This is a genomic window from Citrobacter portucalensis (assembly GCF_023374935.1).
Classification (GTDB): Bacteria; Pseudomonadota; Gammaproteobacteria; order Enterobacterales; family Enterobacteriaceae; genus Citrobacter; species Citrobacter portucalensis.
In genome coordinates, this window is sequence record NZ_CP092466.1 from 2,015,733 (window position 1) to 2,028,207 (window position 12,475).

At 51.2% G+C, this 12,475-nt stretch carries 11 protein-coding genes and 2 tRNA genes; 6 read left to right on the plus strand and 7 right to left on the minus strand.

All coding sequences use genetic code 11. From position 1 onward, the window contains the following. The first annotated feature begins 22 nt into the window (after positions 1-22). On the plus strand, positions 23-1,087 hold the full coding sequence (gene cobT / locus LY264_RS09635) for a nicotinate-nucleotide--dimethylbenzimidazole phosphoribosyltransferase (protein ID WP_048216014.1): 1,065 nt from the start codon (positions 23-25) through the stop codon (positions 1,085-1,087). 127 nt (positions 1,088-1,214) lie between these two features. Further along, positions 1,215-2,144, plus strand: a complete 930-nt coding sequence (gene ldtA / locus LY264_RS09640; protein WP_048224327.1) for a L,D-transpeptidase — start codon at positions 1,215-1,217, stop codon at positions 2,142-2,144. Positions 2,145-2,168: 24 nt separating this feature from the next. On the opposite strand, the gene LY264_RS09645 is transcribed toward ldtA, so the two are convergent. The 5 genes from LY264_RS09645 to mtfA form a co-directional block, all read right to left on the minus strand. Next, positions 2,169-2,852 (minus strand): ABC transporter ATP-binding protein, encoded by a 684-nt coding sequence (locus LY264_RS09645; RefSeq protein ID WP_048224324.1) that lies wholly within the window; start codon positions 2,850-2,852, stop codon positions 2,169-2,171. Positions 2,853-2,862: 10 nt separating this feature from the next. Next, the gene (locus LY264_RS09650) at positions 2,863-4,551 is read right to left on the minus strand and encodes an ABC transporter permease (protein WP_048224322.1); all 1,689 of its coding nucleotides are present in this window, start codon (positions 4,549-4,551) and stop codon (positions 2,863-2,865) included. Then, a complete protein-coding gene (locus tag LY264_RS09655; RefSeq protein WP_003834073.1) occupies positions 4,535-5,572 on the minus strand; it encodes an extracellular solute-binding protein in 1,038 nt (345 codons plus the stop codon). The genes LY264_RS09650 and LY264_RS09655 overlap by 17 nt, the downstream gene beginning before the upstream one ends. A gap of 261 nt (positions 5,573-5,833) precedes the next feature. Further along, positions 5,834-5,909 (minus strand) — tRNA-Asn (locus LY264_RS09660). 132 nt (positions 5,910-6,041) lie between these two features. Beyond that, the gene (mtfA, locus tag LY264_RS09665) at positions 6,042-6,806 is read right to left on the minus strand and encodes a DgsA anti-repressor MtfA (RefSeq protein ID WP_032943883.1); all 765 of its coding nucleotides are present in this window, start codon (positions 6,804-6,806) and stop codon (positions 6,042-6,044) included. A 93-nt stretch (positions 6,807-6,899) separates the two neighbouring features. On the opposite strand from mtfA, the gene LY264_RS09670 reads away from it, so the two are divergent. Then, positions 6,900-6,989 (plus strand) — tRNA-Ser (locus LY264_RS09670). Positions 6,990-7,158: 169 nt separating this feature from the next. Here LY264_RS09670 and ompC read toward each other — a convergent pair. Then, on the minus strand, positions 7,159-8,346 hold the full coding sequence (gene ompC / locus LY264_RS09675; RefSeq protein WP_071692378.1) for a porin OmpC: 1,188 nt from the start codon (positions 8,344-8,346) through the stop codon (positions 7,159-7,161). A gap of 441 nt (positions 8,347-8,787) precedes the next feature. On the opposite strand from ompC, the gene LY264_RS09680 reads away from it, so the two are divergent. From LY264_RS09680 to LY264_RS09690, 3 genes are all read left to right on the plus strand, one after another. Further along, the gene (locus tag LY264_RS09680) at positions 8,788-9,480 is read left to right on the plus strand and encodes a phosphohydrolase (RefSeq protein ID WP_048224316.1); all 693 of its coding nucleotides are present in this window, start codon (positions 8,788-8,790) and stop codon (positions 9,478-9,480) included. A gap of 76 nt (positions 9,481-9,556) precedes the next feature. Then, a complete protein-coding gene (locus LY264_RS09685) occupies positions 9,557-10,987 on the plus strand; it encodes a DNA cytosine methyltransferase (protein ID WP_071692377.1) in 1,431 nt (476 codons plus the stop codon). Continuing rightward, complete coding sequence (locus LY264_RS09690; protein ID WP_003839067.1) at positions 10,968-11,435, plus strand: very short patch repair endonuclease; 468 nt, start codon at positions 10,968-10,970, stop codon at positions 11,433-11,435. The genes LY264_RS09685 and LY264_RS09690 overlap by 20 nt, the downstream gene beginning before the upstream one ends. Here LY264_RS09690 and yedA read toward each other — a convergent pair. After that, the gene (gene yedA, locus LY264_RS09695; protein ID WP_003834062.1) at positions 11,427-12,347 is read right to left on the minus strand and encodes a drug/metabolite exporter YedA; all 921 of its coding nucleotides are present in this window, start codon (positions 12,345-12,347) and stop codon (positions 11,427-11,429) included. The genes LY264_RS09690 and yedA overlap by 9 nt on opposite strands. Between the last annotated feature and the right edge of the window lie 128 nt (positions 12,348-12,475).

The window sequence follows — 12,475 nt, forward strand, 5'->3', positions numbered from 1 at the left end:
CAGCCCACATACTGGAACCCTTATGCAGACTTTAACCTCTTTACTCCGCACGATCCCATCACCCGACAGTGCCGCGATGTTGCGTGCACAGCAGCATATCGACGGCTTGCTTAAGCCGCCGGGAAGTTTGGGGCGACTCGAATCTCTCGCCGTACAATTGGCCGGGATGCCTGGCCTGAAGGGTGTGCCGCATGTGAACGGCAAAGCGATGCTGGTGATGTGCGCCGATCACGGCGTGTGGGATGAAGGGGTTGCCGTTTCGCCTAAAGTTGTCACGGCTATTCAGGCTGCCAATATGACGCGTGGAACGACCGGCGTCTGCGTCCTGGCCGCTCAGGCTGGGGCGAAGGTTCATGTGATAGATGTTGGGATTGATGCTGAACCTATTCCCGGTGTGGTGAATATGCGTGTGGCACGCGGTTGCGGCAATATAGCCGAAGGCCCGGCAATGAGCCGTTCGCAGGCCGAGGAGCTGTTGCTGGAAGTCATCCGCTATACCCATGAGCTGGCAAAAGACGGTGTAACGCTGTTTGGCGTCGGGGAGCTTGGTATGGCAAATACCACACCTGCGGCGGCCATTGTCAGCGTGCTGACCGGCAGTGATGCTGAGGAAGTCGTGGGTATTGGCGCTAACCTTCCTCTTTCTCGGGTGGGGAATAAGGTAGACGTTGTGCGCCGGGCAATTGCCGTCAATCAACCTGATCGCCATGACGGTGTCGATGTGCTGGCTAAGGTTGGCGGGTTTGATCTTGTCGGTATGGCGGGGGTGATGCTTGGGGCGGCCTCCTGTGGTCTGCCTGTGGTGCTGGACGGTTTTCTTTCGTATTCTGCTGCTCTGGCGGCCAGCCAGATTGCACCACAAATTAAACCCTACTTAATTCCGTCACACTTCTCCGCTGAGAAGGGCGCCCGCACCGCGCTGGCGCATCTTGAATTGGATCCTTATCTGAATATGGGGATGCGTTTAGGTGAAGGCAGTGGGGCCGCGTTGGCAATGCCGATTGTTGAAGCTGCCTGTGCGATGTACAAAAATATGGGACAGCTCGCCGCCAGTAACATCGTGCTTCCAGATGGTAAGGAAGCGTAGTTACCGTTCAACCTGAACCTCGCCTGATGGCGAGGTTTTTTTATGCGCAAATATGTCGTAACCCACTAAAACAGATAATAAAAGCTATACTTAACGGATATCTGTTGCGACGAAGGAAAGGAAAAAGATGCGTCGTGTAAAACTGCTTTGTTCACTCATTATGTTGCTTGCGAGTCAGGGAGCGCAGGCGGTGAGTTATCCGCTGCCGCCAGAGGGGAGTCGGCTGGTGGGTAGCCCTTTGACTATTACGGTTCCACCAGGAAACACCAAGCCGCTGGAGGCATTTGCCGCTCAGTACGGACAGGGGTTGAGCAATATGCTTGAAGCCAACCCGGGCGTCGATGTTTTTCTGCCTAAATCGGGTTCAACGCTGGTTGTGCCGCAGCAACTGATACTTCCGGATACCGTGCGCGAGGGGATTGTCATCAACGTCGCCGAGATGCGGCTTTACTATTATCCTGCTGGCAGCAATACGGTTGAGGTTTTACCCATTGGCATTGGTCAGGCGGGTAGAGAAACGCCGCGTAACTGGGTGACGGCGGTCGAACGTAAGCAGGAAGCACCAACCTGGACGCCGACGCCAAATACCCGACGTGAATACGCCGCTCGCGGGGAAAGCTTGCCGGCTTTTGTTCCTGCCGGGCCAGAAAATCCGATGGGCCTGTATGCAATTTATATTGGCAGGCTTTATGCCATTCACGGGACAAACGCCAATTTTGGTATTGGTCTGCGGGTAAGCCAGGGGTGCATCCGTTTACGGAATGATGACATCAAGTACCTGTTTGATACGGTGCCTGTAGGGACGCGTGTACAACTGATAGACCGACCGGTGAAATACAGCGAAGAGCCGGACGGTAGTCGCTGGGTGGAAGTACATGAGCCGCTGTCACGAAACCGTTCGGAATACGAGTCTGACAGAAAGGTGCCTTTGCCAGTCACTCCCGCTCTGCGCACCTTTATCAGCGGGAATGACGTGGATGTGAGCCGCGGGAGGCAGGCGTTGGAAAGACGTTCCGGTATGCCGGTGAACATCAGCCTGGTACAGAAGCATTATTAATTTTCAGGGCGACCCTGTTTACCTTCAGGTCGGATGGGTCGCTTTTTTAATTTGATACTGCCCCATTTTTACCACGCCAATATGGTCAGCCATTAGCTGGGCTTCGTGTTCACTGTGGGTAACCAACAGCGCCGTTTGCCCGGCGGCACGCAAAATATCCCGTACCTCGTTGCCAAGACGCTCACGCGTGCGCTTATCAAGGCTGGAGAAGGGTTCATCCAGCAGCAGGATTTCCGGATGTGGCGCCAACGCGCGAGCAAGGGCGATACGCTGTTGTTGCCCGCCGGAAAGCTCATGCGGATAGCGGTTGGCATGGCTGTGTAACTCCACCATTTTCAACAGCTCGGTCACTCTGGCCTGTTGTTCCTCACGCGGCATGCGGCGCAGTCCAAAAGCCACATTTTGCTGCGCGGTCAGATGGGGGAATAACGCATATTCCTGGAAGACCATGCCGACATGACGTTTTTCCGGTGGCAGATGAACGCCGGGACCGGCAACACGGCGCTGTGACACATAGATCTCGCCATTTTTCAGACGTTCAAATCCGGCAACTGCGCGTAGCACCGTGGTTTTTCCGCAGCCTGAAGCGCCCAGCAGACAGGCAATTTCACCTTGACGTACCGACATTGAAAATCCGCTCAGTACCGATTGCTGGCTGTTGCCATAAGCAACGTGTACATCCTGGAGTCGTAATGCAATTTCTGACATTGTTGCTCTCTTAACCACGGCGAGTCATTTGGTGACGCACCAACAAAATAACCGGTAGCGTGCCAGCTAAAACAATCATTAGCGCGGCGATAGCACCTTCTTCATAGGTTCCACGGGCGGCTTCCGCATACAGTAACGTTGCCAGCGTTTCAAAATCGACCGGGCGCAAAAGCAACGTTGTTGGCAGCTCTTTCATGGCATCAGCAAAAACCAGCAGGGCACTGCTGACTAATGCCGGGCGCAGCAGGGGAAAATGGACTCGTGCAAACGTCCCCGCACCATTCTCACCCAACAGACGAGACGCCTGTTCCAGCGAAGGTGGAATGCGGCCCAGACCAGAATCCAGTGCGCCAATGGCAATCGCCTGGAATCGCATGGCACAACAAATTACCAGCAGGATCCCTGCGGACATCAGCGGCAGGCCGCGAACATCCAGTAAATCTGCCAGCCAGCGGTCGACAGCCATGGCGGGGGTTAAAAAGCCAATCGCCAGAATTGTGCCGGGAACCGCATAGCCTAAAGAGGCCAGACGCATCACGCCACGACGGAATCCCGGCATGGCGTTGTCTGCGGCGCTATGACGCGCGCTCCAGGCCACCAGCATACTGATGCAAACCACCACCAGCGTGGTTCCCGCTGCCAGCGATAGCGTATTTTGCAATGCTGACAGTAACGAAGAGGAAAGGGGGTTCTCATCGCCTATGCGTTTGGCGCTTTCCCACATTAAAAACAGTACCGGAGCCATAAAACCCAGCACAACCGGCAGTGAAATAACGCCACCGAGCAGCCAACCACGCCAGCCCTGCACGCGCGTAGGTTGAATTTCCCGCAGGCTGCGGCTGCTGAATCCTTGTTTTCTGCGACCATAAAATTCCAGCGTCAGAATCAGGAATATAAACATCAGCATCATGCAGGCAATTTGTGCCGCGGCAGATAAATCAGAACGCGAGATCCATGTGGTGTATACGGTAACGGTTAACGTCTGTACCCCGAGAAACTCCGATGCGCCAATATCGTTGAGCGTTTCCAGCAGTGCCAGGCTGATCCCAACGGCCAGTGCCGGACGTGCCATGGGCAAAGCAACTCGAAAAAAGGTTCCGGTCGCGCTGCATCCCAGCGTGCGTGCGGCTTCCAGTAAATGAGCCGGTTGGCTAATAAACATGGCGCGGGTTGTCAGATACACGTATGGGTACAGCACTAATCCGAGCAGGATGATTGCGCCGGAAAGTGAGCGTAAATCAGGCAGTCGGAACTGTCTTGGGCTGTCAAAACCCAATAAAAAACGGATAAAGGTTTGCAGGGGGCCAATCGGATGCAGCAGATCGAGCCACGCAAAGGCCACAATGTAGGTTGGCATCGCCAGCGGCAACAGTAACGCCCAGCTAAGTATTTTACGTCCAGGAAAATCCCATGCCGTTACCGCCCATGCGCTGCCTACGCCAATCACGCCGACCATCACCGCGACACCGGCTAATAACAGCACGGTATTTTTTAGTGCGGCAGGCAGTACATACGTCAGAAGATTATCCCAGTGAGATAAATCGGCCTGGGTAGCCTGCCAAATCAGCGCAATGATCGGTGTCAGAACGCCAAGCGCTACGCACAGCGCGCCAAGATGTAGCGGCGTTAATAATGACTGCGGCCCGGAAACCAGGCCGCGTAACGTCGGAACCTGCAGAGGTTTATTGATCGAATCCAACTTTATCTACCAGCAGACTAGCTTGTTTACGATATTTAACTATTTCGGTTAACGGCGTTTTATCGACGTCGATTTCACCAATAGTTGCACTGATAACCGGATCAAGCGTCACGCCTTTCAGTACCGGGTATTCGAAGTTCGCTTTCGCATACTGCTGCTGGGCAGGTGCGGAAACCAGATATTCCATCAGCTTAACGGCATCGGCTTTATTTGGTGCGTAGCGGGCTACAGCTGCGCCACTGATATTGACGTGTGTACCACCATTTTCAAAGGTGGGTTTAACGACTTTAATCGCATCGCCCCACTGACGTGCATCACTGCCTTCTTTGGCGTTTTTCATATGGCCGACGTAATAGGAGTTGGCGAGACCAATATCGCAAATGCCGCCGAGAATATCGCGAGCTACATCGCGGTCGCCACCGGTAGCTTTACGCGCCAGGTTAGCTTTCACACCGCGCAGCCATTCTTCGGTCTTTGCTTCACCGTGATGAGCAATCATTGCGGCGATCAGCGCTGTGTTATACGGGTGCTGTCCGGAACGAATACAAACTTTACCTTTGTACTCAGGGCTGGCGAGTTGTTCGTAATGCCAGTTATCGATTGGCAGTGACTTCTCGGCATACAGCACGCGGGCACGCATCGACAGCGCAAACCACTGATTATCTGCGCCGCGTAGATTAGCCGGAATAGCGGTTTTCAGTGCTTCTGACTCTACTGGCTGAGTTACACCCGCTTCCACTAAATCAATGAGATTACCGGCATCGACGGTCATCAGCAGGTCGGCAGGTGAATTTTTACCTTCAGCTTTAACGCGCTCAAGCATACCGTCCTTGATATAGACCGTACTGACTTTGATGCCGCTGGTTTTGGTCCAGCTATCAAGCAAAGGCTGGATCAGACCCGGTTCACGGGTGGTATAGAGCGTTAACGTTTCCTGAGCGAAAGCCGGTAGGCTAACTGAGAAGACCAGGGCAGAGGCAAGGGTGATACGGCGCAGTCCGGCGCGAGGCAGAGAATTCATCGTTTATATCCCAGAGTAATTGGAACGTACAGTGAACCGAGCGGGGGGCTCGTTCCTTTGGCTCGCGTACAATAAATGATAATCACTAGCACTTACAATAATTGCAAAGTTTAAACGATTTACATTTACATAACTTTAATCAACGTTGTGATGCGGCACGTAACAGAGGTGCAGAGCAGGCAGAGTGCTTATGAGAGGGGATTTTATAGCGACCTGAAAAGCAAAAAGCCTGCTTAGTTTCCTAAGCAGGCTTCTTAAATATGGCTCCTCTGACTGGACTCGAACCAGTGACATACGGATTAACAGTCCGCCGTTCTACCGACTGAACTACAGAGGAATCGTGTGAACGAGGCGCATATTACTGACCTCACCATGAGGTGTCAACAGTAAAATTAGCATGTCATTTCAATTGGTTAATTAATCTTCAAATTCAGCGTTAATGCACATTTGGTGAGCGACAATGGCCACCTTAGCGGGTATCGCGTAACCGCTCCATGGGGTTCTGGCGGTAAAACTGAATGAAACGTTGCCATAAGGCCGGAAAACGTGGTGCAAATAATTCAGGGGCACTGAAGAAATACTCCGATAGAACGGCAAAGCATTCGGCAGGATCGGTCGCTGCGTAGGCATCTATACTGCACGCGGTTTCACCAACCAGATCAATTTCATCCTGAATGTTATTCATTGCGGCATGCAGGTCGTGCTCCCAACTGGCAATATCTCGCAGAGGGATCGCCGGAATACCGCTGGCACGGTCGCCATTACGCATATCAAGCTTATGTGCCACTTCATGGATGATCAGATTGAAGCCGGAGGCATCAAAAGAATCCTGAATGTCGAGCCAGTTGAGGATTATTGGACCTTGCTGCCAGCTTTGCCCGGACTGTACAACACGTTGATTATGTACCAGCCCAATATCGTCTTCCCATTCATCGTCCACGACAAACGGGGCAGGGTAGATGAGAACTTCATGAAACCCGTCGAGCCACTCAATCCCCAATTCCAGAACAGGCAAACAGAAAAGCAGCGCAATGCGCGCACTTTTTAGTGGATCCAGTTCAAACCCCTGAAGCGCTACCAATCTTTTTTGCTGTAAAAAGCGCTCGGCCAGGGCGATAAGCCTGGCTTGTTCTTGCTCGGTGAGATTCACCAGAAGAGGAATAGCCAGGGCGTCGTCCCACGGCCAGTCGTCACTCCGGGTTGTTTCTTGCTCTTTCCAGGGCCACTTAATCATCGTTTTGCTCGCAAACTCGTCACTTGAACGAAATTGACGGAACGGGGTCTGTTAAAATGCCAAATTACCTGGCATCATGGCAACCGCCAAAACGGAGAGATGCCAGAGCGGCTGAATGGACCGGTCTCGAAAACCGGAGTAGGGGCAACTCTACCGGGGGTTCAAATCCCCCTCTCTCCGCCACTATTCAAGCACTTGCACGCCTCGCTTTCAACGACAGTTCTCATGGATGTTTTTTTCTTTGAGTATCCTCACAAGTTTATCGTTGTAATGCCCGCGTGGTAAAAAAATACGTTTCGTATAAATAAAAAGCCCGCTTCATATGAAGCGGGCTTGCTTATTTTTGCGTCAATTAGAACTGGTAGACTAAACCAACGGCAACGATGTCGTCAGTTGCGATATCATTGCTTTCATAGAAGCTGTCGTCTTCATCCAGCAGGTTGATTTTATAATCGACATAGGTGGACATATTTTTGTTGAAGTAGTAAGTCACACCCACATCAACATATTTGACCAGGTCTTTGTCGACATAACGCCAGTTACCACGACTCACTTCCTGACCACCTAAATCGCTACCTTTAGATTGCAGGTAAGCGATGGAAGGGCGCAGGCCGAAGTCGAACTGGTACTGAGCAACGGCTTCAAAGTTTTGCGTTTTGTTAGCGATACCGCCGCTAGCCTCACCGTTACCACCGCCATAGTAAGTCATATTGCGGGTTTCTGAATACATGGCTGCCAGGTACACGTTGTTCGCGTCATATTTTGCACCAACCGTCCAGGCATCCGCAGTTTCACCGCCAGCATAGTTGTTGCGTTTGTTCATACCGTCCTGGTAACCACGCGCAACCTGGTCATCCGTACGGTCAGAACTGGAGTATGCCGCACCGAGGCTTAAACCGAAGTCGAAGTCATAAGAGGTAGACATACCGAAACCGTCACCGTTTTCTTTCGCCAGTTTACGGTTTTGGCTATTACCGGAGCCTTCCTGGCCACTCCATGTACCTTCACCTTCATTATTACCCTGATACTGAAGTGCAAAGTTCAGGCCATCAACCAGACCGAAGAAACCTTTATTACGGTAGGTGGCCACGCCGTTGGTACGGCCGGTCATATACACGTCGGTCTGGGTGTAGGAGTCACCGCCGAATTCCGGCAGCATATCGGTCCAGGCTTCTACGTCGTATACAACGCCGTAGTTACGACCGTAGTCGAAGGTACCGTTCTGGCCAAAACCTAAGCCGGCAAAGCCCAGACGTGTCCAGGAATCGCCTTTGTCACCTTCGGTGCCGTTGGCCTGAATGTTATATTCCCACTGACCGTAACCGGTCAGCATGTCGTTGATCTGTGTTTCGCCCTTGAAGCCTACACGCGCATAGGTCTGATCGCCATCGCTGCCAGCATCATCAGAGAAATAACGCAGACCATCGACTTTACCGTACAGATCCAGTTTATTGCCGTTCTTATTATAGATTTCAGCCGCATTTGCTGCGCCTGCAGCTAATAAAGCAGGGAGAAGCAGTGCCAATACTTTTCTTTTCATTATGTATTCCCTTTGCATGATAATTAAAATGAATATGTAGTACTATCCGAGTGACTACATTTGGATACTATCTATGAAGTTCATTTTATTTAAAATATAACATGTAACAAATGTATTTAAAATATTTCAAAATATTTCTTTTGCATCTTTATATAATTATATATGTGTGTTGATTACATTAGTATTTGTCATATGAATGGTTTTTAATCAATGGGTTATATGTGTTTATCCATTTATTTGCTATGTGCATTTTATTTGTTTTGAATATTTGTTTTTAATATTCATGTAAATTGATTTTCGATATTTTCGTCATGGATTTTATAAATACATGTGGGTTTTGTTTTTAGTGTAATAATAAAAAATGATTATGTAATGAGGCGGGCAGTGGTCTGCAATGAAAATTGTTGCTAAGGTGATTTTCTTTCTACAAAGGGAGATAGCATGAAACTGCACGACTGGCAGTCGCGATTTGAAGCCTGGTTAGCTGATAACCATTCTGGACAAGATGCTGCACATGACATCTTTCACTTTCGACGTGTGTGGATGACGGCGCAAAAGCTGAGTACAGATGCAACCGTAGACTGGCTGGTGGTGTTGACCGCGTGCTACTTCCACGATCTCATCAGTCTGCCAAAGAACCATCCTGAGCGTCATTTTTCGTCGGTACTGGCAGCTAAGGAAACACGTCGTGTTTTGATGCGCGATTTTCCGGATTTTCCACAACAGCGGTTATCGGCAGTGTGTCATGCCATTGAGGCGCACAGTTTTAGCGCCAAAATCGCGCCAGAAACCCTTGAAGCGAGAATCGTGCAGGATGCAGACCGGCTTGAGGCGCTGGGTGCAATTGGTTTAGCGCGCGTATTTGCCGTGTCAGGGGCGTTGGGGGTTGCGCTGTTTGATGCGGAAGATCCGTTTGCTCGAAAGCGTAGCCTTGACGATAAACAGTACGCGCTCGATCACTTCCAGACCAAGTTATTGACGTTGCCGTTGACGATGCAAACCGAACAAGGGAGGCATTTGGCGCAACACAATGCGGATTTTTTACTGACGTATATGGCGAAGCTGAGCGCGGAGCTAAAAGGAGAATACGAAATGCTGGATCTTGACGCGATTCAACCCTTTAAAGCGCGCTAGTCGCCAATACGGCTGAAACGTCAACCGTGCTAATTTATGTTAATCTGTCGGTTATCCATTTCTGCCGGTTAAATGTATGCAGGATAATTTTTCAGTAGCAGGCTCCATGAACCCGATGACAGATGAAAACGAGGCCGACGTGCAGGTGATGTTGGCCAAGTTGCTTGAAATATATGACGTGAAAACGCTGGTTGCTCATCTGAATGGCGTTGGCGAGAACCGCTGGAGCCCGGCCATCTTTAAGCGAGTGGTTGCTAATGAAACATGGCATCGCCTCAGCGACCGCGAGCTCATTCATCTGAATACTTTGTTGCCGAAACCACCTGCGCATCATCCGCATTATGCCTTTCGCTTTATCGATCTTTTTGCCGGTATTGGCGGCATTCGTCGCGGCTTTGAAGCGATTGGCGGGCAGTGCGTGTTTACCAGTGAGTGGAACAAGCATGCGGTGCGCACCTATAAAGCGAATAACTACTGCGATCCGCTCCAGCACCGCTTTAATGAAGATATTCGTGATATCACACTCAGCCATCATGACGGGGTGAGTGACCAGCAGGCGGCAGAACATATTCGCCAGCATGTTCCTGAACATGACGTGCTGTTGGCCGGATTCCCATGTCAGCCATTTTCTCTGGCTGGTGTATCAAAGAAAAACGCGTTAGGGCGGGCCCATGGTTTCGCCTGTGATACGCAAGGCACACTTTTTTTTGATGTAGTGCGCATTATCGATGCGCGTCGGCCAGCCATATTTGTGCTCGAAAACGTCAAAAACCTGAAGAGTCACGATCAGGGCAAAACGTTTCGCATCATTATGCAAACGCTGGACGAACTGGGTTATGACGTGGCGGATGCGGCGGATAACGGTCCGGACGATCCGAAAATTATCGATGGGCAACATTTTTTGCCTCAGCATCGCGAACGTATCGTGCTTGTCGGCTTCCGACGCGATCTGAATTTGAAATCAGACTTCACGCTGCGGGATATTGTCACGCGTTATCCGCAGCGGCGTACTACGCTTGCGGAACTGCTTGAGCCGACCGTCGATGCGAAATATATACTGACGCCGGTGCTGTGGAAATACCTCTATTTCTATGCGAAAAAGCATCAGGCGCGGGGCAATGGATTTGGCTATGGCATGGTGTATCCCGGTAACCCTGATAGCGTAACGCGCACATTATCTGCGCGTTATTATAAAGATGGGGCGGAGATCCTGATTGACCGTGGCTGGGATATGGCGCGGGGTGAAAAAGATTTTGACGATCCGCAGAATCAGCGGCACCGCCCACGCAGACTTACGCCCAGAGAGTGCGCGCGTCTGATGGGGTTTGAATCTCCGCAGGGCTATCAGTTCAGGATCCCTGTGTCAGATACTCAGGCTTATCGCCAGTTTGGTAATTCGGTGGTCGTTCCGGCATTTGCGGCGGTGGCCAGGCTGCTGGAGCCGAAAATCAGGCAGGCAGTTGCTATTCGCGAGAAAGAGAACCAGCGTGGCAGACGTTCACGATAAAGCAACACGCAGTAAAAATATGCGGGCGATAGCTACCCGCGATACCGCAATTGAAAAACGCCTTGCCAGCGTGCTGACAGAGCAGGGGGTAACGTTTCGTGTGCAGGATGCGACGTTACCCGGTCGCCCCGATTTTGTGGTGGATGATTATCATTGTGTGATTTTTACTCACGGCTGTTTCTGGCACCACCACGATTGCTATTTGTTTAAAGTCCCCGCGACACGAACGGAATTCTGGCTGGAAAAAATAGGCAAAAATGTCCAGCGCGATGCGCGGGATTGTGAAAAGTTGCAGGCTCTGGGCTGGCGCGTACTGATTGTCTGGGAGTGCGCCCTGCGTGGTCGCGAAAAGCTGGACGATGAAGCGTTATCTGAACGTGTCATCGAGTGGATCTGCGGCGGTGGCGACACCGCGCAGATCGACACACTCGGTATTCATTTACTGTAACGTTTTTTCCGACGGGGTAGCAACGGCATCCGCTTTAACAGGGAACAGGTATTTCCCCAACGTTACCAGCACCACAGCAAACACGATCACGCCGAGCGCCAGCCATTCGATAGGGGCCAGTCTTTCTCCCCCCAGACCGGTACCTAACAGCACGGCAACAACCGGATTGACGTAGGCATAGCTGGTGGCTAGCGCCGGGCTGACATTGCGGATCAGGAACATATACGCATTAATGGCAATAATGGAGCCAAACAGGGCCAGGTAAGCCACCGCCATAAAGCCTGAAAATGTTGGCATGGTGGTCAGTTTTTCCCCGGAGAGTAGCGATGCGCACATCAGCACAATACCGGCGGCTAACATTTCAATGGCTCCGGCCATCATGCCAACGGGTAGCGTAATGCGTGAACCGTACACTGAGCCAAACGCCCAGCTTATTGAACCGATCAGGATTAAAATAGCGCCCCACGGATTGCCACTTAAATTGCCCCCGCTGTTCAGCATGATGATCCCTGCTAGCCCAATCGCTATCCCCAACCATTCCAGCTTGCGCGTTTTGATGCCAAAAAAGTGGCTAAAACACAGCGTAAATAACGGGACGGTGGCGACCACCACGGCGGCAATACCGGAAGGGACATTTTGGTGTTCTGCGACGGTGACCAGACCATTACCCACAGCCAGCAGCAGGATACCAATTAACGCGGCGTTCAGGATTAGGCGTAAGGGGGGCAGCTTATGCCCACGAATAAGTAAGAAACTTGTTAATAAAATTCCCGCGGAGAGAAAACGTACGGCTGCCATCATTAACGGCGGCCAGCTTTCAACACCAATGCGAATAACGAAGTACGTGGAACCCCAAATGATGTACAGCGCGAATAGCGCACTGAAAAGCGGTAACAATTGCCTGAAACGCATAATCCCTCACGGTGGAAATAAAAAGGTGCAACATAGTAAACGTCAAAACTATCTTACTGGCGAGATTTATAATTACGTGTTGATGTTAAAAACTTGTTGACCAGAAAGGTCAGTTTCAGCATGGCGTG